Below are 23,327 nucleotides of genomic sequence, written 5' to 3'. Positions count from 1 at the left end.
CCCCACACCCAAGACCCCCCATTCAGCCGCTCCCCGCCCGGCCCACCCCAACACGCGCCCCCCTCCCCACCCGCGCACGATGCGAGAGAGGCCCGCCGCTCGGCGGACCAGGTCCGTGCTCTCGGGAGGCCCGCCATGACCGCCAGTCTGGAGCAGCTGCGCCGCTGCCACTTCGCCGTCGATCTCGGCGCGGCGAGGACGCGGGTGTACGTGAAGGGCGCCGGGCTCGTCGTCGACCAGCCCTCGGCCGCCGCCGTGAACACCCGTACCGGCGCGCTGATCGCGGTCGGCGAGTTCGCGGAGAAGATGACCGGCCGTACGCCCCACTACATCCGCGTCGTCCGCCCCGTCTCCGGCGGCACCGTCGTGGACATCGAGATGGCACAGCGCATGCTGCGGCACCTGCTCGGCGACAAGGTGCGCCGCGCCCTGCGCCGCAAGCCCCGGCTGCGCGCGGCAGCCTGCACCCCGCACGACGCCGATCCGCTGGCGCAGCGGGCGGCGATCGAGACCCTGGTCGGGCTCGGGGCGCGCCGGGTGGAGTTGGTGGACACGCTGATCGCGGCGGCCGTGGGCTGCGGGCTGCCGGTGGAGCGGCCGGAAGCCACCATGATCATGGTGTGCGGGGCGGCGGCGACCCAGGTGGCCGTGCTGTCGCTGGGCTCGATCGTGACGGCCGAGCGGATCGGGGTGGGCGGCGAGGCCGTGGACCACGCGATCGTCCAGCACCTGCGCCACCAGCACGAGCTGGTGCTGCCCAGCCAGTCGGTACGGCCCCTTCAGCTCGCCCTGTCCGGCAACGGGCTCACCCCGCACGGCCCGGCGTCGACGGAGATCCACGGCCGGGACGTGGCGACCGGTCTGGCGCGGTCCGTGCAGGTGGACACCGCCGCCGTCCGCAACGCCATCCAGACCCCGCTGACCGCCGTGCTCGACGGTATCGGCAAGGTGCTGCGGGACTGCCCGCCGGACCTGGTCGCCGACCTCGCGGACCGCGGGATCATGATGGTCGGCGGCAGCGCGCTGCTGCCCGGGTTCGACCAGATGCTGCGGCAGGCCACCGGCATGCCGGTGCACATCGCCGAACGCCCGGACGTGTGCGCGGTCCAGGGCCTCGGCACGATGCTGGAGGGCCGGATCGAGCCGCTCACCCTGGACCCGCTGGCCACCTGACCGGCCGCTACGGCAGCTCCTCCAGCACGGCCGTGAAGTCGCGCGCCCACCGCTCGACGGTCTTGGCCGTGAACAGGTCGGTCGAGTACTCGAACGTGATCTCGATGCCCTCCTCCCCGGGCACCAGCACGACGTACAGCTCGTTGCGCGCCACCCCCGGCACCGCCAGCGGCGTCACCCGGCTCCGCAGGCCGGCCAGTTCCAGCGTCGGCGGCGGGGTCGTGACCACGGTGAACAGCACCGTCGGGAACAGTCCCGTCCCCGGCTCTACCAGTTCCACCACCTCGGTCAGTGGCAGTTCCTGCTGGTCCAGGGCCGTGAACAGGGACTCGGCGACCTGGGTGACCAGCGCCCCGAAGTCCCCGGCCCGGGACAGCCGCGCCCGCACGAGTACGGCGTCCCCGAGCACCCCGACCGTCCCGGCCCGCTCCCGCCGGGTCCGGTTGGCGCTGGACGCCGCCAGCACCACGTCGTCCAGGTCCCCGCACAGCCGTCCCGCCCACCGTGCGAACGCCGAGGCCAGCACGGCGTAGGGCGTCACTCCCAGCCGGGCGGCCGTCGCCGCGATCCGCTCCGGTACCGGTCCGCCGACGGTCCAGGAGTGCAGCGCGCCCCGGCCGGAGAGGGCGGGCGGCCGTGGATGGTCGTAGGGCAGCGGCAACCGCAGTGGGACGCTGTCGAGTTCGGTCCGCCAGTAGCGCTCAAGCTCGGCCCTGCGGGTGGGTGAGAGGGCCTGCTCGGCGCGGGCCAGGTCCGTGAACTGGGTGGTCACGGCGGCCGGTTCGACACCCGCGTACAGCTCCGCGAGTTCCTGCCGGACGATCCCCAGCGACCAGCCGTCGCACACCGCGTGATGGAAGACCGTCAGCAGAATCCACCTCTCCTCCCCCGTCCGCGCCAGGCGGAAGCGGAACAACGGGGCCCGGTCGAGCGCGAACGGTACCCGCGCGTGCTGCTCGCACCACCGGCCGACGTCGACGACACCCTCGTCCACCGGCACGTCGACCGGCACCTCGGCCAGTACCTCCATCACCTGCTCGGTGCACCGGGCGCGCAGGGCGTCGTGCCGTCGCACCAGCGCGGCCAGCGCGCCGCGCAGCCGCCCGACGTCCAACTCGCCGTCCAGGTCGATGCGATGGGCGATGTTGTAGACGGACGGGTCGGTGCGCTCGTGGTGCCGACGCCACAGCCGGCGCAGGGACGAGGTCAGCGGCACGGTCGCGGTCACCCGCCCGTCGGCGGCCCGCCCGGCGATGCCCCGGATCGTCGGCGTCCGGAAGAAGTCGGCCATCGTCACCTCGACGTCCAGCTCCTCCGCCATCCGGTGCAGCAGCCGGATGGCACCGAGCGAGTGCCCGCCCAGTTCGAAGAACGGCCGGTCCACCGGCACCCGCCGCACCCCCAGCTCGTCGCACCAGAGCTCGTGCAGCGCCTTCTCCAGCGGGGTGCCGGGCGCGGCCTCCGGCGGCCCGGTCTCCACAGGGGCGGGGTCGGGCAGCCGGGCCCGGTCCAGCTTTCCGGCGGCGTTCACCGGCAGCCGCTCCAGATCCACCCACCGCCCGGGCACCAGATGCTCGGGCACCTGTGCGGCGACTGCGGCCCGTAGCGCGCCCGGATCGTCCGCCACGACATAGGCGACCAGTTCGCTCTCCCCGTGCCGGTCCCGACGCGGTACGACCGCCGCGTCCCGCACCCCGGGCAGCGCCGCCACCAGCGCCCGCACCTCGGCCGGTTCGACCCGGTACCCACGGATCTTGACCTGGTCGTCGGCCCGCCCGCAGTACTGGAGCGTGCCGTCGCTCCGCCAGCGCGCCAGGTCCCCGGTGCGGTAGAGCGTGCCGCCGTCCACGAAGGCCTTCTCGGTCTCCTCGGGGCGGTGGAGATACCCGAGGGCGACGGGGACTCCGCCCACGTGGATCTCCCCGACGGCACCCACGGGCACGGCCCGCCCGGCCGCGTCCCGCAGCTCGATGCGGGCGCCCGGGACCGGAGTACCGATGGGCGGCATTGCCTCGCCCCCGGGGTCGACGCGGTGGGAGGTGACGATGACCGAGGTCTCGGTCGGACCGTACTGGTTGTGGAGCGCGCACTCGGGGTGCCCGGCGAGGAAACGGCGGAAGGCGTCGGTGAGGTGCAGCGCCTCACCGGCCGAGAACAGTTCGCGCAGCGCGGGCAGGCTCGGTCCGGTCTCCATCAGGTACCTGAGCGGGGTGCTCGGCATGAAGATCCGCTGCACCTCGTGACGCCGCGCCAGCCCGGCGACGGCGGCCGGGTCGTACCGCGACACGTCGTCGATCAGCACCAGTTCCGCGCCGGAGGCCAGCGTCGTGAAGATCTCCTGCACGCTCACGTCGAAGCTCGGCGAGGTCCACTGGAGGGTGCGCAGCGGCGGGTGGGCGGCGAGATGGGCGCGGACCAGGTTCGCGGGGCCCCGGTGCGGGACGACGACCGCCTTGGGGCGGCCGGTGGAGCCCGAGGTGTAGATGCAGTACGCCGGGTCCTCGGGACGTACGTCGACGGCGGGCGGGTCGGTGGGCAGGGCGGGGTCGGTGTCCTCGACGTAGTGCGTGGCGACACCGGGAGGTCCGGCGGCCAGTTCCCGAGTGGTCAGCAGCAGGACGGGATCGGCGTCGGTCAGCAGGGCGGCCAGGCGGGGGGTGGGGGTGGCCGGGTCGAGGGGCAGATAGGCGGCGCCGCTCCTCAGCACCCCGAGCAGCGCCGCGATCAGCTCCGGTCCGCGCGGCAGCAGTACCGCCACCCGCTTCCCGCGCCCAGCGCCGCGCTCGCGCAGGAGATGGGCGAGCCGGTTGGCGGAGGCGTCCAACTCGCCGTAGGTGACCCGGCGTTCGCCCATGACCAGGGCGACCGCGCTCGGTTCCCGGCCCTCGACCAGTCCGTGCAGGGTGTCGCCGGTGGGCGGTGCGGGCTCGTCGAGGCGGCCGAGCCGGGCGAGGACGGCCGGGTCGGGCGCGGTGAGGTCGGCGAGCCGGCCGGCCGGAGTGTCCAGGGCCCGGCGCAGCACCTGCTCGACGTGGTCCACCAGCCGCCGCACGGTCGGCTCGTCGAAGAGCGCCGTGTCGTACTCGACCATGAAGCGCAGTCCGGCCGCGTGGTGGGTGAGGTACACACTGAGGTCGAACGGGGCGCGCTCGCTGGGCACGTCGAGCAGGGTGGCGGTGAGCCGGGGCGGGTCGAAGTCGACGGCGCCCTCGTTCTCGTACTCGACCATGACCTGGAAGAGCGGGTTGCGGCCCGGGTCGCGGTGCGGGTTGAGCGCGCCGACGAGTTCGTCGAAGGGGATGCTCCGGTGCTCGTACGCCGTCGTGCTGCCGTCGCGGACCCGGCGCAGCAGGGTCGGGAAGTCCGGTTCGCCGCCGAGGTCGACGCGGAGCGGGACGGTGTCGAGGTAGAGGCCGACCTGGTCCTCGGCGCCCGGCGGGCGGGCGGTGACGGCGGTGCCGAGCACCACCTCGGACTGGCCGCCGAACCGGCCGAGGACCGCGCCGATGGCACCGGTCAGGGCCATGAAGAGGGTGGCCCGGTGTCCGGCGGCGAAGGCGCGCAGCCGGTGGACGAGTCCGGCGTCCAGGGAGTGCGTCAGGCTCGCGCCCGCGCCGGTGCGGACGGGCGGGCGGGGGCGGTCGGTGGGGAGCGTGAGGTCGGGGGCGTCGGCGAGTGCACGGCGCCAGAAGTCCAGGGAGGCGGCGCGTTCGGCCGGGTCGGGGCGGTCGGGTGCGGGCGGCGGAGGGAGCGGCGGGGGCTCCTCGCCCCGGTAGTGGGCGGCGAGGTCGCGGGCGAGGACGGCCGTGGAGGAGGAGTCGAAGACGATGTGGTGGGCGAGGAGGAAGAGCAGGTGCCGGTCGTCGGACAGCTTCAGCAGACGGGCGGTGACGAGGGGGCCCTCGCGGAGGTCCATTCCGCCCCGCGCGTGGGCGGCGAGGGCGGCCCGCAGCGCCTCCTGCTCGCTCGCGCCGCTGTGGTCGTCGACCGGGCAGTCCAGGACCACCCGGGGGCGGACCTCCTGGTAGGGCACGCCGTCCGTCTCCCCGAACACCGTGCGCAGCGCGGGATGGCGGTCCGCGACCCGCCGCAGCGCCCGGCGCAGGGCGGGCACGTCGACGGATCCTTCGAGGCGGATCGCCTTCGGCTCGACGTACATGGGGGTGCCCGGGTGCAGCCGTTCCAGGAACCAGATCCGGCGCTGGGCGGGCGACAGGGGCGTACGGCGCGGCGGCGCGGTCACGGCGGGCCGCGCGAGCGGGAACTCCCGGCGCCGCAGACGGTCCAGCACCGGCAGCGCGGCCAGCACCCGCTCCCTCGGCACCCCGAAGTCCACGAAGCAGGCGATCTCGTCCGCGCCCGCCGCGACCAGCCGCTCCACCACCTCGGCGGCCCCGCGCTCGTCGCCGATCAGGGCGCGGGAGTCGCAGTAGCGCGCATAGGCCCGGCCGAGCAGGAACTCCACGTCCTCCTCGGGGGTGTCGGCCAGGTCGATGTCGAGGCCGAGACTGTTGGTCACCTGGTCGAACAGGGCGAGCGAGGAGCGCAGGTACGACACGAAGGGCCGGTAGGCCATCGCGCGCGCCCGCTCGGCGTCCTCGTCGAGGTAGGTGTGCACCAGCACCACGACCCGGCCCGCCGCCGGGTCCAGACCGTGCTCGGCGCGGGTGCGCCGGTAGAGGGCGATGTTCTCCGCGAGCTGCTCGACGGTCTGTGTCATCAGGTTGGTGACCACCCCGAGCCCCTCGGCGGCGGCCCTGCGATAGCTGTCCGCGTTGCCCACCACGGCCGCGTACAGGGGCAGTTCGTCCTGGATCGGGCGCGGGTGCAGGCGTACGTCGATGGGGGTGCCGTCACCCGCGGTCACCGGGACCGGCCGGCCCGACCACAACTGCCGTACGGTCTCCAGCCGTTCATACATCACCTCGCGGTGGCGACCGAAGTTCTCCGGTGCGAGCGCGAAGTCGGCGGCGTGCCAGCCGCTCGCCACGCACAGGCCCGCCCGGCCGCCGGAGATGTTGTCGACGACCGACCACTCCTCGGCGACCCGCACCGGATGGTGCAGCGGCAGCACCACCGAACCGGCGTTCAGCCGGATCCTGCTGGTCCGCGCGGCGAGCGCGGCGGCGAGGACGGACGGGTTGGGGAACAGGGCACCGAAGGAGTTGAAGTGCCGCTCGGGGAACCACAGCCCGTGAAAGCCCTGCCGATCCGCGAACTCGGCGGCGTCCATGATGAGGCCGTACTTGTCGTGGGCGGTGTCCTCGGGATAGTCGCCGAAGAAGTACAGGCTGAAGTCGACGCCGGTGGTGGGGGTGAAGGGGGGTTGGGGTGCCGGCTGTTCGACCGGCTCGGGGGTCCGGGGCGCGGACAGCAGGTCCAGTTGGCGGTTGATGAGGGCGGTGACCTGGTCGGCGGTGTGCCGGGCCAGCTCCAGTTGCCGCCCGAAGAGGTCGCGCGGGTCGGAGGGCGGCGCTGCTTCTGGCGGCGCGGTTTCCTGGGCGGCCTGGACACCACCCCCCAACCGCTCCGCCAGCTTCCTCGGCGTATCGGCCGAGTCGAACAGTTCCCGCACCGGCACCCGCACCCCGTACCGCCGCTCCAGCCGCGCCGTCATCCCCATGAGCGCCAGGGAGTCGGCGCCCAGCTCGAAGAAGGAACGGTCCGGCCCGATGTCACCGGTCTCGGCACCGAGCGCCTCGGCCGCCAGCTCCCGTATCCCGTCGAGAACGCCCCCGGTCGGCTCGGCGACGACCGCGGGCCCCGCGATCCGGCTCGCCCGCAACGGATGCCCCGGCAACGGCACCCGCCCGCCCTCGCCCGCCCCGAGGGCCCGCCAGTCCAGCTCGGCGCCCCGCTCGTACGCCGCGCCCAGCCCCGCCAGCACCCCGCCGGCCTGGGCCACGGCTCCGGTGCCCGCGCCCTGCCCGCTCAGCCAGCGGCTGCCGGGCGCGCAGTGCAGCCCCAGCCCGGTGAGGGTGTCCCCAGCGCCGATCTCGACGAAGTCCAGATGCCCGGCGTCCACGGCGGCGGCCATGGCGAGGTCGAAGCGGACGGGCCGCCGGGCCTGCCTCAGGAGGTACGCGGCGTCGACGCTCCAGCCCTCGGGCCGCAGCTCCCCGTCCGCGGCGGTGACCAGCGGAGTGCGCGACGGCCGGTACGTCGCATGTTCCGCGTAGGACCGGAATTCCCCGAGCGCCTCCTCCATCGCGGCGGAGTGGAAGGCCCGGTCCACCGACAGGGCCCGCCACCGCAGTCCCTCCGCGTCCAGCAGCCGTGCCGCTTCCTCCAGCGCCTCTGGTACCCCCGAGATCACCTGGGAGCGCGGCCCGTTCACGGCGGCCAGTTCCGCCCCGGCGGCCCGTGCCACCCGCTCGGCCTCCGCCCGACCGGCCCGCACCGCGAGCATGCCGCCCGCGGGGGCGAGGCGCTGCATCAGCTCCCCGCGCAGGGCGGTGAGCCGTAAGCCGTCCTCGAAACCGATCGCCCCGGCCACGCACAGCGCCGCGTACTCGCCCACGCTGTGCCCGAGGAGCAGCGCGGGCCGCACCCCGGCCGCCCGCCACACCTCGGCGAGGGCGACCTGGTGGGCGAAGAGGGCGGTCTGCGCCGTGTCGGTGGGCCAGGGTCCGTCGTCGCCCGTCTCCTCCAGCAGGAGGGTCAGTACGTCGTCGGGGCACTGTTCGAGGATCCGCCGGGCGGCGGGATGCGCGGCGTACAGCCCGCTAGCCATGCCCCGGCGCGCGCTGCCCTGCCCGGCGAAGGCGAACGCGACCGGCCCCAACTCACCTCGCTGCGGCGCCCGTTCGGTCAGTGATTGGGCCAGCTCCCGCGCCGTACGGCCAACGGCCGTGGTCCGGAAGGCGCGGTGCGGGCGGCCGAGGGCGAAGGTGGTGGCGATGTCGGTGGCAGGGAGGTCGGGTTGGCGGCTCAGGTGTTCGGCGAGGGAGTCGGTGTATGCGCCGAGGGACTTCTCGTCGGTGGCCGACACCGGTACCAGGACGGGGAGTTCACGGTCGGGAGCGGGCACCCGCACCGGCGCCTCCTCCAGCACGATGTGCGCGTTGGTGCCGCCGACGCCGAGGGCGCTGACGCCCGCCCGGCGGGGTGTGCCGTCGGGGGCGGACCAGGGCCGCAGTTCGGTGGCGAGGGTCAACGGGCTGTCGTCGAGCCGCAGTTCGGGGTTGGGGCGACGCAGATGAAGAGTCGGCACGAGCGTGCGGTGCCGAAGCATCAGCACCGTCTTGATCAGCCCCGCCATGCCCGCGCAACTGTCCAGGTGCCCGATGTTCGGCTTGACCGAGCCGACGGCGCAGAAGCCCGTGCGCGTGGTGCCCTCGCCCAGGGCGCGGCCGAGCGCCTCGAACTCCACGGGGTCGCCGAGCCGGGTGCCGGTGCCGTGGGCCTCGACGTAGGAGATCGTCCCGGCGGGCACGTCGGCGCGGCGCAGGGCCTGCCGTACGACCTCCACCTGTCCGGTGACGCCGGGTGCGGTGAAGCCGACCTTGTCCGCGCCGTCGTTGTTGACGGCGGAGCCGAGGATGACGGCGTGCACCGTGTCGCCGTCGGCGAGGGCCCGGTCGAGGCGCTTGAGCAGGACTGCGGCGACGCCGTTGCCGCCGACCGTCCCGTCGGCGTCCGCGTCGAAGGCGCGGCAGCGCCCGGTGGGCGACAGGACGGAGCCCGGGTGGGTGCGGTAGCCGCTCTCCTGCGGCAGATGCACGGCGGCGGCCCCGGCGAGCGCCAGCTCGGTCTCGTCGTTGAGCAGGGCCTGTACCGCGAGATGGACGGCGACCAGGGAGGTGGAGCAGGCGGTCTGCACCCCGATCGCCGGTCCGGTCAGGCCGAGCCGGTGCGCGACCCGGGTGGCGAGGAAGTCGGGTTGCCGACCGATGGCGCTCTGCATGCCGGTCGCGGGGTCCGGGTCCGCCGGGGCCGTCGTCCCGGTGCCGGTCTGGTGGCCGTAGAGCTGCATGCCCGATCCGGCGAACACGCCGATCCTGGTGCCGGGGTGGGGCGCCGCGTATCCCCCGTCCTCCAGGGCCCGGTGGCAGCACTCCAGGAACAGCCGGTGCGCGGGGTGGGTGAGCCGGGCCTCCTTGGGGCTGAGCCCGAAGAACTCGGCGTCGAAGTCCTCGACGCCGTCCAGGACCCCGGCGACCGGTACCCGCTCGGGCCCGATCTCCCCGAACACCCGCACGCTGTCGACGCCGTCGCGCAGATTGGCCCAGAACCCGTCCACGGTGTCCGCGCCGGGGAACCGCAGCGCCATACCGACGACGGCGATACGGCGGTCCCCGGCACCGGACGCGGCAGGCGCTTCGGCACGCGTCGTGCCGTGCGTGCCCGGCGCCGCGGCGAGGCGGGCGGCGAGCGCGGCGGCCGTCGGATGCTCGAAGAAGGCGGTCTGCGGCACCCGTATGCCGAGCCGCTCCTCCAGCCGGACGCGCAGCCGCACGACGAGGACGGAGGTCAGCCCGAGCTCGTAGAACGGGGTGTGCGCGTCGGCCGGCCGGCCGAGGAGGGCGGCGAGTTCCTCCCCGACCGCCCGGGCGACGGAGGCCGTGTCGGGCCGCCTTGCGAGGACGGGCAGTTCCTCCCCCACCACCCGCGCGACGCCGTCCGCGTCAGCCCGCCCCGCGAGGACAGGCAGGTCCTCCCCCACCACCCGTACGACAGCGTCCGCGCCGGGCCGCCCCGCGAGCACGGCGACTTCCTCCCCCACCACCCGCACGACGCCGTCCGCGTCAGCCCGCCCCGCGAGGAACCGGTCCCGTAGCTCCGCCCGGCGTACCTTCCCCGCGGGCGTCCTCGGGAAGTCCTCCGCCGGGACGGGCACCACATGCGCGGCGGTGAGCCGCAGCCGCCCGTACAGGGCCGCCCGCAGCTCCCGCCCGATGCGCAGGTCCTCCTCGCTGCCCCGGCTGACGAAGAACACCGCCAGCTCCTCCGTGCCGCGCTCCGGTCGCGGGATGCCGCAGGCCGCGACCTCGCCCTGCCGCACTCCGGGGACATCGGCGGCGGCCTCCTCCACCTCGTGGGCGTACACGTTGTGGCCATTGAGGATGATCAGGTCCTTGCGGCGGCCGGTGACGACGACCTGCCCGGCGTCGAGGAAGGCCAGGTCGCCGGTGTCCAGCCAGTCCCGTCCGGCGGGGTAGGCGGCGGCGTCCGCCTCGGGGTTGTCGACGTAGCCGGGGGTCAGCCGGGCGGCCGAGGCGACCTGGAGGCGGCCGATGCGCCCGTCGGGGGCGAGGTCGCCGTGGTCGTCGACGATGCGCAGGGTGACGCCGTGCGCGGGTGCCCCGGCCGCGACGAAGGTGACGGTCTCGTCCTCGGGCGTGGTGTCGTCGGCGCGTACGAGGTCGCCGCCGAGGCTGCTCTTGCGGAGCCGGTGCACGGTCCCGGGCCGGTCGAGACGGCCGTAGGTCACCCCGGTGACGGTCTCGGCCATGCCCCACGCCGGGACGATGTGCCCCTCGCGGACGCCGAAGTCCCCGGTGGCGGCGAGGAAGTCGCGCATGACGGCCAGCGTGATCTGCTCGCCCCCGCAGACGAGGGACTTCAGACAGCTCAAGTCCCAAGCCCGACGCTCCCCTTGTTCCTTGAGCGCGTCGGCGACCAGCCGGTACGCGAAGGTCGGCGCCCAGGAGTGCGCGGCCCGGTGCTCGTGGACGAGGTCGAGCCAGCGCGGCGGGTCGGCGAGGACGTGCTCGGTGGGCGCGTGGACGTTGGTGGAGCCGGTGAACACGGCGAGCAGGTGGTAGAGCAGGAACGCCCCGCTGTGGTCCAACGGCAGCCAGTTGACCAGGGTGTCCTCGGGCCGCACGGCCAGGATGCGGCGGCTGCTCGCGGCGAAGTCGGCCAGCCCGGCGTGCGTGAGCCGGGCGGCCTTGGGCGCGCCGGTGCTGCCGGAGGAGAGCATCAGCAGGGCGACGTCGGAACCGACGGGTTCGGTGCGGTCGTGCGCGGGCGCGGCTGCGAGGCAGGTGGGTACGTCCGTCACACGCGGCCCCTCGACTCCGGCGGCCGGGTCGGTCAGGACGAGCGGGTCGCGGAGCAACGCGCGGGCGTGCGCGAGGCGTTCGCGCGCGGGTGAGCCCGGGGCGGGCGGGTCGGCGATGGCGACGGGGTGGATTCCGCCGAGGACGCATCCCCAGAAGGCGGGGAAGAATTCGGCGAGCGGCAGCCCGCACAGCACGACGCGCTCGCCCCTGCCGACCCCGCGCTCGCGCAGCCCGCCGAGCACCCGGCTGGCGCGCAGGAGGAGTTCGGGGTAGCCGATCCGGATGGATGCCCCGTCCTCGCCCACGCACACGACCCCGGCCCCCGTGTCCTCGCGCGCCGCCCGCAGCAGCGCCGCGACCGCGTCCCGTGGGTCGCGGTCGTCGTACTCCGGCTCAGGCCCCCGGCAGACGGCCGTCCCCCGTACGCGTTCCATGCGTTGCCTCTCCCTCACTCGGCTTCTCGGACATCGGTCGCTCACCCGTGTATCGCCGTCCGGTGGTCTTCCGGTCGACACGGCTCGGGCGGGTGGTGAACAGCAGGGCCAGGGCCCCGCAGACGGCGGCCCCGTGGAAGAGGGCGACGACGGTCAGCGGGGACAACGACTCCAGGGCCGCGGCGGCGAGGACGGTGCCCAGGGCGAAGCCGCCCTGTTCGGCGGTGGCGGACAGCCCGAAGAGGCGTCCGCGCTCGCGGTCGGCGGCGGCCTGGAGGCGCGAGGTGTACACGATCTCCGTCCAGCCGTCGGCGAACCCGGCCGCGGCGGCGGCCACCACGAGCGCGACGGCGGGCAGCCCGGTGAAGGCGAGGACGAAGGCGCACGACATGGCGCAGGTGCCGAGCGCGAAGGCCCGCTCTCCCCGGGCCCTGCCGCCGCGCTTGAGCACCTGGTGGGCGAGGACGGTGCCGACCGCCCAGGCGGCCCAGAAGCGGCTCATGTAGAGCGCGGGGTTGTGGGCCTCGGCGAGTTCGGCGACGACGGGCAGGGCGACGTTGTGCGAGGAGGAGGCCAGCGCGTCGGTCCCGCGCAGCGCGACCAGCCCGAGCAGCAGCGCGGGCACACCGGACCAGGGCAGGGAAGGAGCGGACGCGGCGGGCTCGGCGGGCGCCGGGGCGTCCTCCTCGGTACGCGGCCGCAGCACCAGCACGGCGGCCCCGGACACCACGAAGCTCGCGGCGTTGACGGCGAAGGCGGTGCCGTAACCGCCGTGGGCGATGACGGGGGCGGCGGAGGCGAACCCGAGCACCGTGGCGAGCGAACGGGCGGTGACCAAAAGCCCGTTGGCGTGTGCCCGCCCCTCCTGCCCGACCATGACCGGAACGGCACTGCGCAGGGCGACGCCGAAGAAGGTGTTCCCGGCCCCGAGCACCAGCACGGCGCACCCGAGCGCCCACAGCGGGGTCCCCTCCCCGCCGACGGCGAGCCCGGCCATCGCGACGGCCTGCGCGGCATCGGCCCCGATCATCACGGCCCGCCGCCCGATACGCGCCCCGACCACGGGAGCCACGGGTCCGGCCACGACACCCGCGACCAACCGCACCGCCATCACGGCCCCGATTCCGAAGGCGGTACCCGTGACCTCGTAGGAGAAAAGGCTCAATGCGATGAGATTGAGGTAATTGCCGTACGCGGATACGGCATATGAGGTCACCAGGAGCCGAAACCTGAGCATCGACCGAGCATATCGGCCGATCCGGAGGGCAGACCCCCGGCCCGACGGAACCTTGAGTTCCGTATGAGTGCGACGTTTGTGCAGGTCATCGTGGTGATCTGCATTGTCGACGCAGCGGCAGGAAAAGAGGAAGCGAAACGCGAGACGGGGAAATCGTGAGCACTGCGGAAAGCAGCCTTTCGCGCGAAGAGCCGCACATACGCGAATCCGTCCCGAAAATCCCCGGCCCGGCTCCAGTCGGCACCGTCAGCCCCCCGAAACCCCCCACGCCCCCGTAGCCGTAAACCGCTCCATGTCAGACAGCGGCCCCTCCACCCGCCACCCCTTCCCCACCACCCAGGAGTCGTCGTAATAACTGTCCCGATACGTCTCCCCCACATCCCCCACCACCATCACCACCGCCCCCCGCTCCCCTTCCCGCCGCATCCGATCGAGCACAGAGAACGCCCCCCACAGACAACTCCCCGACGACGGCCCCGCCATCACCCCGGTCACCGCGTGCAGATGCCGCATCGCCGCCACACTCGCCACATCCGGCACCGGAATCACGAGATCCACGACGGACGGATCAAAGGCAGGCTCCATCCGCGGCCGCCCGATCCCCTCGATCCGCGACGGCATCCCCGTGGTGTACCCGGGAAAATCCGCGGCCCAGCCGGGAAAGTACGCGGAGTGCTCGGGATCGACCACGGCCACCCGGGTCCCACCCCCGCATCCGCAGATGCCTGCCCACCGCCGCCGAGGTGGCCCCGCTCCCCACCCCCACCACGACCCACACCGGCGCGGACTCCCCCGCCTTCTCCAGATCCGCCAGGATCTGCGCACCGAGACTCTGCGGCCCCCGCCAGTCGACGGCGTCCCCCACCCGCTCCAGATGGTCCAGGCAGTACCCCCCGGACTCCTCGGCGAGCGCGCGCGCCTTGCCGTAGACGGCGAGCGGCGGGTCGAAGGGATGACACCGCCCGCCCTGCTCCTCGATCCGCCGGCGTTTGGCCGCCCCGGTCCTCCCCGGCACGACGGCGGTGTACGACAGCCCCAGCATCCGCGCGAAGTAGGCCTGCGCGACGGCCATGTTGCCGCTGGTCGCCTCGAACAGGAGTGTGTCCGGGCCGATCTGACCCGCCCTCAGGGCGCCGAGGAGGAGATCACGCGCGGGCCCGTGCTTCAGACTGCCCGTCGGCCGCCGCGACTCGTCCTTCAGATACAGCGCCGTACCGGGCGGCCCGGCCAGCGGGAACTCCCGCAGCGGGGTGGGCGGTTCGGCGGCCCGGTCGGTCTCCAGCCGTTCGATCGCCCGCTTCACCCAGGCACGGTCCCTCTCGTCCCTGATCCCCCGTGCCACGTGATGCGTCTCCCCGTCTCGTAGCGACAGGCCGTCACGGACGGCCTTCCCAGGTTGGCCGGAACCCGCACGCAGACCCTCTCGTCCACTGTACGACTCAATCGTGCCGCCCTGCCGGACGGCGCCGAGGAGTCCCTGCCCACCGCGCTGCCCGGTCGGCACCGCGCTCGGCCGTACGATGACAGGCCATCGAGCAGATCCGGAGCAGGGCGCCGGACCGATGCCGAGGAGGGGCCGGGCGTGGCCGATCGCGAGCGGGGCACGGCGAAGACCGCGAGCGTGTGGCTGACGCCCCCGGTACGGCGGCCCGACCCGCCGGGGCTGAGCCGGGACCGTATCGTGCGCACCGCGGTCGAACTCCTGGGCGCCGAGGGCCTGCAGGCCCTGTCGATGCACCGGGTGGCCGCGGCGCTCGGCGCCGGTCACATGTCCCTGTACTGGCATTTGACATCCTCCCCCGCTTGAAGCGCGGGGGATTCCTGGCTCAGGCTGCCTCCGGAAGCAGCGTCCCCGAAGGTCTTGCGCCCTCAACACCAGCCGGGATGAGACCAGCCCGGACCAGCATCACGCGCGCGGAGTTCTTGTCCCTGGGGGACACGGTTCCGCACGCGGTGCAGGTGCAGGTACGTTCCGAAAGAGGAAGTGCGTGCTTGGTTCTCGCTCCGCACGACGCGCAGTCCATGGTGGTGTGCGCGGGGTGCACGAGGCGGACATCCCGCCCGTGCTGCGGCCCATCTCGATCAGGGCCGTCCTGGTGGCGCCGATCGCGGCGTCCGCCGCCTTGCGGGCCATGGTGGCGCTCACCGGCCGAGGTCGGCCAGCAGGTCGTCAAGTACCGTCTCCTCCTCGATGCGCACGCCGAGTTCGGTGAGGGCGGCGGGCAGGTCCGGGGCCCACGCGGCGGTGGTCGGCGTGCCGGTCAGGGGCGGGGCCAAGGGGGTGGCGGCGACGGCAGCGCGGTAGTCGGCGGCCGTGTAGCGCCAGGGATGCCAGGGGACACGGCGCAGCAGGGCGGAGGCGATGCGCAGTCCGCCCCAGTCGAAGTCGCCGTGATAGCGCAGCGTGGTCCCCTGGGCGTGCAGGTGGCGCAGCAGGGTGAGGGCGGCGGCCGAGGGCTGACCCTGGAGGCAGACCAGCGGTGGGCAGGCGGCGCCCAGGGTGTCGGCCGCGGTGGCCAGGACGGCTGGGTTCTCGCAGACGCGGACGACGGCGGGTGCCGTGCGCGGTGGGTGCCGGGTGAGCTGCCGTAGCGTCAGGACCGCGGGTTCGCCCTCGTCGGCCGACCAGTCGAGGGCGGGGGTGCCGCGCAGGCCCAGGGTCAGGACCGTGGCGGACAGGGCGTCCTTGAGGAGCCCGGCCGAGGCCCAGGCCTCGCGCCGCCACTCGGCTCCGCTGCCGTCCGGGAAGCCGGTGAGCGCGCGGACGCCGGACAGGACGAGGGTGGCGAGCGGAGTGCCGTCGTCGAGGGCGTGAGCGTCACCGAAGGTGGCGCCTGAGAAGACGGGCAGGGACACCGCGGGATCGGCCGGCAGCCGACGCAGGGCCTGGACGGTGTTGTCCAGCAGGCTCTTCGCCACCTGCGGGGTGCGGGCGAGCCGGCGCACGAGGCCCTCCGCGACGACCCTCTTCGCCCAGTCGTCCAGTCGGGGCCTGTGCGTGCGGACGAGTTCATCGAGCGGCGTGTACGCCTCCCGCCAGGCGCGCTCCTCCCGCTCGCGTTGGTCGGCCAGCCGGGTGACGGGTCCTGTGAGGGCGGTGACGGCGGCGCCCAGGCCGTCGGGGCTGACGCCGGAGCGGCGCAGGACGGAGTCCACGGCCTCAAGGCGAACGCTCATCCCCCGTCCTGCGCCGGGGGCACGGCCCAGCAGCCGTTCGGCGGCGGCGCGCTGCGCGGGGGTGGGGTCGGCCAGGGTGACCGGTCCGGTCAGGGGCTCCTCCCGTGCCATGCGGCGGCGTACGCGGTCGACCAGCCAGGCGAGGTCCGGGCCGCCGAGCAGGCGGGCCAGGCGGTCGCGGTCGACGAGCGCCGGGGGCTGCCCGTCGTTCACGGCCACAGGGCGTCCTCGCCCTCAGCGGTGGAGGCGGTGGTCTGCGCCGGGAGGGACACGAGCCCATGGCCGGGCTCCGTGCCCTTCACCCGTTCGCCCCCGTCCCACTCCCATCGGGTGACCAGGACCGCCGGGATCTCGTCGACGCGGGAGAGCTGGGCGATCGCGATGCCGGGGACCTGCGGGTAGCAGGCCCATTCGCGTTCGCTGGTCATCACCACGTCCAGGTCGAAGGCGTGCAGCAGGCCCAGGCACTTGGCGCGGGAGTCGTCGTCGACGCCGGCGAAGGCCTCGTCCAGGGTGACCAGGCGCGGGGCGTGCCGACCGGCCGTGGCGTAGTGCGAGGAGGCCGCCGCGAACAGCGGCACGCTCACGGCCAGAACGCGTTCGCCGCCGGAGGCGGGCCCGGTGGCCGGAACCCACTTGCCGTGCTGGTGGCGTTCGATGCCGAACTCGTGCCAGGCGCGGTAGTCGAGGGCCGCGGTGAGCACCTCCAGCCAGCTGCCCGCGGTGTCGTCGGCCTGCCGGCGGACGATCTCGGCCTGCAGGAACTCGCCGACCGCGGCCCGGTCCTCGGGCGTCCAGGCGTCGGCGGACTGGCGCAGCCGCTCGCGGGCCTGGGCGAGCCCGGCCGGAGCCTTGCGCGAGGGGCGCCAGACCAGGCGCAGCCTCATGCCGGTGGAGGTGGGCCGCTCCTCAAGCTCGTCGTTCATGGCCCGCACCTGTCGCTCGGCGGCGCCGATCAGCTCCTGAAGGGTGCCGGCGACCTCGGTGAGGAGGTGGGTTTCGAGGATCTCGCGTTCGTGCGCGGACAGGATGCGGGTCAGCTCGGCGACCTCCGCGGCGAGGGCCTCGGCGAGCTCGGGGACGGCCCGCTCGCGGCCCTGGTAGACGATCTCGACGACCATGCCCTCCTCGGCCATCCGGGCCGAGGCGCTGTGGCCGCCGCGGGAGAGGGCGTCCTGGAGCTTCTTGTACTCCTCGCTGAGCCGCTTCTGCACCCGCTCCCATGCGCCGTCGGAATCGTCGGTGCCGGACAGTTCGGCCTCGATGGATCGGGCGAGGGCGACGGCCGGGGTGGCGGCCCACGGCCCGGCGTCGAGCGGGGGTACGGCGGCCTCGGGCAGGGCGACGGCCAGCAGACCGGTGGCCGCGAAACGCTGGAGCGCGGCGATGGCCTCGGCGCGGGCCGCGGTCGCCTCCCGTACGTCCACCTCCAGGCGTTCGATGTGCCCCTGGGCACGGTGCGCGCGCCGGTCGGCGGCCGTGTGGTCCTCGCGGGCCCGCCGCTGGTCGCCCTCGCAGGCGGCCAGCGCGTCGGCGGTCTCGGCGAGGCGCCGCTGAAGCTCCGCGACGGCGGCGCCGACGGTGGAACGCAGGGTGGTGTGACGTTCGTCTGCCGCGGCGGCGAGACGCGCCGATTCCTCGGCGCGCAGGGACAGTTCGGCCACCCGAGTGCCCACCCGCCCGGTCTCGGTATGTTCGTCGGCCAGGGCGCGGCCCGCTTCGGTTCGCTCACGCAGGGCCGGCCAGAGGGCGGCGAGGACGGCCGTGTACTCGGCCAGAGCCTGGCGGACGGCGGCCAGCCCCGCCCGGTCGGCGGGCAGGTTCACCGCCGCCGCGGTCTCGGCGAGTTCGGTGGCGGCCTCGGCTTCCCGCCGGGACACGGCCGCCAGTTCGGCCGAGCGTTCGTCACGGCGGGCACGGGCACGGTGGGCGGCGTCGGCAGCGGCGGCGGCCAGCGCGTGCGCGTGCCGCAGGGCCGCGTCGTCGGGAAGGGCGGCCAGCTCGGTGTCGAGGGTGGTGCGGCGCCCGTCCACGTCGGCGCGCTCGGCGTCGAGCCGGTCCATCTCGCCTGCCAGGGCGCCGAGTTCGTCGCGCAGGGCGGCCATCCGTGCCCGGCGCGCCTCCTCACGGGCGCCCTCACCGACGTACACGGCCGCCGGTTTCGACCAGCTGCCGGTCAGCGCGCCGACGCGGAAGCGGCCGTCGACCGCCACCCAGGTGTCACCGGAGCCGCCGGAGCCGAGACCCACGGCCGCCAGCAGCCGGGAGACGGTGTCCTCGCCCACGGCCAGGGACCGCGCGTCGCCGTGGTCGACGGCGGGCCGCAGCACGTCGGCGAGCGTCGGCCCGGACAGGGGAGCACCCGGCGACAGCAGAACGTCGTGCCCGTCCGCGTGCACGGCAGTGCCGTCCGGGCGCACCCAGGCGTCCAGCAGGCCCGAGGCCTCCAACGCGGCCTCCAGGCCCGCGCGTTCGGCGGCCGGAACCTGCTCGCGGAAGTCGACCAGCCGCCACAGCGGTGCCCCCGGCGCCCGGTCGCGGACGCCGGGCGTCCGGGTGTGCGGTGCCGTGGGGCCGCGCTGGCCGCCCGCCTCCAGCTCGGCCAGTTCCCGCTCGGCCTCGGCGGACCGGGCCCGGAGCCCGGCGAGTTCCTGCCCGAGGGCGGCCGTACGGTCGGCCAGACGCGCCGCCCGTTCGCGATGAGCATGAGCCGCGTGTTCCCTTGCGGGGTACGGCCCTTGACAGTGCGTCACCCAGTCCTGGAGCCCGTCCAGCAGCCCGGCCGGATCGGCGACGGCCAGTTCCTCGCAGGCGTCCAGATGCGCGCGGACGCGGGCCACGAGGTCCCGGCCCGTCTCGGCGGCCCGCCCCTCCGCCTCGGCCTGTCGCCCCGCGGTGTGGCCGACCTCGCTCTCGGCCTCGTCCAGACGGCGGGCGGCGGCCCGCCGTTCGGCGGCGGCCTCGTCGGCGCGGGCCGCCAGCTCCTCCACGTGCTCGACGGTGCGACGCCTGCGCGCCACGGACTCCTCGGCCGTACGCCGCAGTTCACTCTCCGGAACGCCGTCGGTGCGCAGCTCGCCGTCGAGCCGGGCCGCGGCTGCCGCCTCCCGCTCGCGGTCGAGCGTGTCGGCGACCCGCTCCTCGGCCGCGTCGAGGCGTCGACGGGCCGTCTCCAGACGGCCGAGCGCCCGGGTGTGCGCCTGGGCCGCCTCATCCCGGTCGGCCTCGGCGCGGGCCAGCTCCCCGGCGGTACGCCTGGCGTCGGCCGCCGCCTGCTCCAGCTCCCGGGCGCTGCGCATCTCGGGGCCCTCGCGCAGGGCCGCCTCCTGCGCCTTCAGACGGGTGGCGGTCTCCTCCAGCTCGGCGATCCGCTCGGCGGCCTCGGCCCGGTCCCGCTCGGCGTCCTCCCGCTCGGCACGGGCCTGGGCCAGGTCGCGGTGCAGCTGCTCGTAGCGGGCGTGCTCGCTGCGGGGCAGCCGGGCCCTGCGCCTTGTCGCGACGCGGGCGTAGCGGCGGTAGTGGTCCAGGAACGCGGAGGCGGCCCGCTCCGCCTCGGCGGCGGCCCGCAGCTCCTCCTTCTCCTCGTCCAGGGACCGGAACGCCTCGGCCACGTCCGCGACCACCGCCTGGTCCATCGGCGGCAGGGCTTCGGTCAGCGCCCGGGACAGCGCGCTCTCGTTGGGCCGTTTCGACAGCTGCGGCTGGCGCAACTGGATCAGCAGGTCGGCCAGGGCGGCGTAGCGTCGCTCGCCGAGGCCGAACAGCGCCTCGTCGACCGCCCTGCGGTACGCCGTCGCCGTGTCGTACACCATGCCGCGGCCGGCGACCGCGTCCGCGAGCCGGTCCCGGGACAGCGCGGTGCCGGTGGCGTCCAGCAGGCTCAGCTCCTCGCCGATGCGCTGGTCGGTGACGGCGTACCAGTGACGGGCGATGCCGCGGCCCGCCACCGCCTTCAGCCCGCAGGCGAGCGTGCGGAAGCATGCCTGCCCGGTGTCGGCGTCGACGCGGCCGAACTCGATCCAGGTGTAGCCGAGCCGTTCGGGGTGCGGGTGCTCCCCGCCGAGCAGCAGGTTCCACTCCATGCGCTTGTTCGGGTCGGCGTCCGGCTCCACGCGGCGCGCGGACAGGTCGCCGTCCAGCAGGAACGGGAGGGTGAGGGCGAGGACCTTGGACTTGCCGGTGCCGTTGTTGCCGCGCAGCAGCAGCCGGCCGTCGCGGAACCAGAACTCCTCGGTGTCGTAGTAGAAGAGGTCGACCAGGCCGATGCGCAGTGGTCGCCAGCGGCCGGGGGCGGGCTGGGGCAGGGCGGTCACGGCTGTGGTGCCTTTCGTCGGGAGGTGCGGGGACTGCGGACTCCCGGTTCCATGACGACGGTCTCGCCGACCGCGTACCGGGCGAGCGCGGGCAGCGGAGCCACGCCACCGGGCGTGCGGGTGACCAGGGCGAGCGCGGTCAGCTTGGCCAGCGCCTGCTCGACCAGCTCCCCTTCCGCGCCGGGCTGCTTGGCGCTCTTGGACCAGAACCCGCCGTGCTCGGCGGCCAGTTCCCGCACCCGGTGCTCCAGCTCCGCGCGGCTCACCTCGCCGCCCGCCGCCGCGAGGTGCTCGGCGAGCAGGAGGGTGACGTGCCCGTGGGTGCCCTGCTCGGGCATCCGTACGTCGGTCAGGTCGTCGTGGGGGTCGACCATGGCGATGCCCTCGGCGCGTACCTCCGCCACCAGGCCGGTCAGTTCGCCGACGCGGGCGGTGAGGAAGGCGCGCTGGCGGGTCAGGTAGGCGAGTTCCTCGTCGGTCAGCTCGTCGTAGTACAGCACCGGGTCGTCCAGGAGGCGGCGGGTGAGCTTCTGGCGGATCGCCCGGAACCGCAGCTCGTCGCTGTCCAGGGCGCTCTCCGCGGTGAGCCGGTCAAGCCGTTCCTCGAAGGTGTCGGCCGTGATCGTGGAGGGGCCGTGGCGGGCGGCGAGCAGTCCGGCCAAGACGCGGCGCTGGACGTCGTAGAGCACATCGCCGGTCCCGCTGACGTAGGCGTCCTCGTCCCCGGCGACTCTCCGCAGCACGCCGTGGCGCAGCAGCAGCCGTACGACGGCGGCCAGGTCCAGGCGCTCGTCGCGCCGCTCCAGGGTGAACGTGATCCCTGCCGCGCCCAGGTGCGGGTCGGCGGCCTCCAGCACCACCTGTTCGGCGAGACGGCCGAGCGCGATCTGTGCCTCCCCGCGCTCCAGTACGGCGAGCGCCAGGCACAGCAGCACATAGCGGCGGCGGGTGAACGGCGCACCGGCGCGGGACACCTCGCGGGCCGGGTGGGTGGCGTCGGCGAGGGTGCCAGGTGTCTTGCGCAGCCGGGCGACCTCCGCGTCCACCCGCAGCGACCAGCCGGTGTTGCGGTCGAACCAGTCGCGCAGCTCGCCTTCGTACTGCCTGACCAGGCGGTACGCGTCGGCGTCCGGGCCGTGCGCGAGCAGCAGCGGCTCCTTGAGCAGGGCACGTGCGGCCTTCTGGAGCTCGGCGGTGCGCCGACTGTCCAGGACCTCACCCAGGGGTGTGGTCATCGCGCCTCCCGTGCGGGGATGCCCGCGGTCAGGTCGGTGATCTCGACGAGGTGGTCGGGGCCGCGGAACACCCCGCCCGGCGTGCGGATCGCGGCCGTCGTACCGTCGTCGAGCGCGGTGAGCCGGATCTCCATCGTGCCGTCGTTGCTGGTGGTGACGGTCGTCGTCATGCCGGGCCGCCACGTGGCCAGGGCGTCGCCGAGCAGCCGGAGGAACAGGCCGAAGGCCATGGGGTCGAGCTCGCCCAGCGCGGACAGCCGGGTGGTGCCGTCCGTCGCGAGCCGGGCGCGGGCCGCGGCGATCTCCTCCGTCTGCTTGGCGGCGATCTCCGCCAGCCGGCGCCGCTGTTCGGAGCGGTCCTGCACCCTGCGGGGTTTGCCGCGCCGCTCGTAGCTGCCGGTGCGGCGCAGCTGCGGGCTGATCCGCAGCGGCTCGGCCTCGGCCCACGGGGTGGAGGCGGCCACCGGGCGGGCCGCGCGGTCGGCGAGGGTGTCGGCGTCGACGGTGAGATGCCGGGCCGGGTACAGACCGAACACGGCGCGCCACAGCCGGTGCCGCGCCTCGGCGTCGGGGGCCTCGGCGAACCAGCGGGCCAGGGTGCGGAAGTCCGCCGACCGGTCCGAACGCCCCGCCCGTCGCTCGTTCAACTGCCGTACGACGGCCAGGAGCTGCGGGATCGCCCCCAGGGCCCGTCCGCGCAGCAGCCGGGCCTGGGACTCGCGGCCGTCGGCGGACACGAACCAGGCGGACAGGCCCGCCCACTTCGCCGCCCACCGCGCCTGCGCCCGCGCCTCGGCACTCTCGGCCTCGTCCGGGGCGGCGTCGGCCGCCTCCCGCGCCGCCGCCAGCCGAAGCAGCACACCGACCCGTCCCTGCTCCTCCAGTTCGCCGATGAGCCGGGCGATCCGCCCGCCGAGGGTGATCAGGTCCTGGATGAACCGCTCCAGGTACTGGATCAGCCGGTCCTTGTAGGCGAGGAACACCTCGACCTCGACGCCGTGCAGGTCGATGGTGCGCTGCAGCGACCCCATGAAGGCCCGCGCGTTCTCCGCCAGCGCCTCGAACCGGTTCGTCAGCGTGGACAGCGCCAGGTGGGCCTTGGCCGGATCCGGTTCGCCTTCCTCGTGCTCGGCGGCGATCACGAGCAGGGCGCGCAGCTGCGTGACGATGTCGTGCAGCGCCACCGCCTGCAGCGCGCCGCGCCGCCCCAGCGCCTCGTCGTACACGGACAGCGCCTGTTCGGCGGCCTCGCCGGCCTGGGTGAGCTGGTAGATGAAGCGTCTGCGGTAGAAGTCCTCGACCGCGGTGACCCGGGAGGTGTCCGGGTCCGCCCGCAGATTGCCCCACCCGACGAGGCTGTCCAGCGCCTTGACCACGGCGTCCGGGGCGGCGGGGCGGTGCTCCGGCGGCAGCGCGGCGTGGACGTCCTCGGGCCGCAGATGCACCGCGAACCGCTCCTTGGCCGCCAGGAAGACGCGCATCACCTGGCGGTAGAGGGCGGTGTTGGGTGCGGTGAGGTGGGCGAAGGGGGCGTACGAGGTCTCCGCGGGTGAATCCGCGGATGCGGCGGCCTCGTCGGGGCGGATGCGGTCCGGTTCCGCAGGGCGTGACGTCATCGTCCTGGCATTCTTCCCGATGAGACCTCCCCAGCGGCAATCCCGGCCAGATCCTTGCGCTGGGCCCCCGATGCGCAGACGACTCGGAACAAGCCCCCACCCAGGCATACTCAACCAGATATATTGATATATGAA

Annotated in this window: 10 protein-coding genes and 1 pseudogene; 2 read left to right on the top strand and 9 right to left on the bottom strand. The window is 74.5% G+C overall.

Going from position 1 to position 23,327, the window contains the following annotated elements; genetic code table 11:
* Positions 1 to 135 precede the first annotated feature (135 nt).
* Positions 136 to 1,173, top strand: a complete 1,038-nt coding sequence (locus GA0115233_RS01805; protein ID WP_093718229.1) for a rod shape-determining protein — start codon at positions 136 to 138, stop codon at positions 1,171 to 1,173.
* A 7-nt stretch (positions 1,174 to 1,180) separates the two neighbouring features.
* On the opposite strand, the gene GA0115233_RS01800 is transcribed toward GA0115233_RS01805, so the two are convergent.
* From GA0115233_RS01800 to GA0115233_RS01790, 4 genes are all read right to left on the bottom strand, one after another.
* Positions 1,181 to 11,614 carry a hybrid non-ribosomal peptide synthetase/type I polyketide synthase gene (locus tag GA0115233_RS01800; protein ID WP_093718228.1) on the bottom strand — a complete coding sequence of 3,478 codons (10,434 nt, stop codon included), beginning with the start codon at positions 11,612 to 11,614 and terminating at the stop codon, positions 1,181 to 1,183.
* Positions 11,574 to 12,851 carry an MFS transporter gene (locus GA0115233_RS01795; RefSeq protein ID WP_093718227.1) on the bottom strand — a complete coding sequence of 426 codons (1,278 nt, stop codon included), beginning with the start codon at positions 12,849 to 12,851 and terminating at the stop codon, positions 11,574 to 11,576. Before GA0115233_RS01795 ends, GA0115233_RS01800 begins: the two co-directional genes overlap by 41 nt.
* A 246-nt stretch (positions 12,852 to 13,097) precedes the next feature.
* Positions 13,098 to 13,409, bottom strand: coding sequence for a hypothetical protein (locus GA0115233_RS41430; RefSeq protein WP_218063395.1), 312 nt, complete (start codon positions 13,407 to 13,409; stop codon positions 13,098 to 13,100).
* Positions 13,410 to 13,419: 10 nt separating this feature from the next.
* Positions 13,420 to 14,154: a pyridoxal-phosphate dependent enzyme gene (locus GA0115233_RS01790; RefSeq protein ID WP_218063394.1), complete on the bottom strand. Its 735-nt coding sequence runs from the start codon at positions 14,152 to 14,154 to the stop codon at positions 13,420 to 13,422.
* A gap of 279 nt (positions 14,155 to 14,433) precedes the next feature.
* Here GA0115233_RS01790 and GA0115233_RS01785 point away from each other — a divergent pair, with 279 nt between their 5' ends.
* Entirely contained in the window at positions 14,434 to 14,658 is a 225-nt protein-coding gene (locus GA0115233_RS01785; protein ID WP_093718226.1) for a TetR/AcrR family transcriptional regulator, read from the top strand.
* Between the two features lie 19 nt (positions 14,659 to 14,677).
* Here GA0115233_RS01785 and GA0115233_RS01780 read toward each other — a convergent pair.
* The 5 genes and pseudogenes from GA0115233_RS01780 to GA0115233_RS01760 all read right to left on the bottom strand — a co-directional run.
* Positions 14,678 to 15,009: pseudogene (locus GA0115233_RS01780) on the bottom strand (zinc ribbon domain-containing protein); the annotation flags it as partial.
* Positions 14,994 to 16,247, bottom strand: a complete 1,254-nt coding sequence (locus GA0115233_RS01775) for a TIGR02679 family protein (RefSeq protein WP_255310021.1) — start codon at positions 16,245 to 16,247, stop codon at positions 14,994 to 14,996. The pseudogene GA0115233_RS01780 and the gene GA0115233_RS01775, both read right to left, overlap by 16 nt.
* Entirely contained in the window at positions 16,238 to 20,341 is a 4,104-nt protein-coding gene (locus GA0115233_RS01770; RefSeq protein ID WP_093718225.1) for a TIGR02680 family protein, read from the bottom strand. The genes GA0115233_RS01775 and GA0115233_RS01770 overlap by 10 nt, the downstream gene beginning before the upstream one ends.
* The gene (locus tag GA0115233_RS01765) at positions 20,338 to 21,576 is read right to left on the bottom strand and encodes a TIGR02678 family protein (RefSeq protein WP_093718224.1); all 1,239 of its coding nucleotides are present in this window, start codon (positions 21,574 to 21,576) and stop codon (positions 20,338 to 20,340) included. Before GA0115233_RS01765 ends, GA0115233_RS01770 begins: the two co-directional genes overlap by 4 nt.
* Complete coding sequence (locus GA0115233_RS01760; protein WP_255310020.1) at positions 21,573 to 23,192, bottom strand: TIGR02677 family protein; 1,620 nt, start codon at positions 23,190 to 23,192, stop codon at positions 21,573 to 21,575. The genes GA0115233_RS01765 and GA0115233_RS01760 overlap by 4 nt, the downstream gene beginning before the upstream one ends.
* Positions 23,193 to 23,327: the final 135 nt, after the last annotated feature.

The sequence above is a fragment of the Streptomyces sp. DI166 genome (genome assembly GCF_900091315.1).
GTDB classification, from domain to species: Bacteria; Actinomycetota; Actinomycetes; order Streptomycetales; family Streptomycetaceae; genus Streptomyces; species Streptomyces fuscus.
The sequence above is the reverse complement of the archived record's forward strand: the minus strand, read 5'-3'. Positions and strand labels throughout refer to the sequence as shown.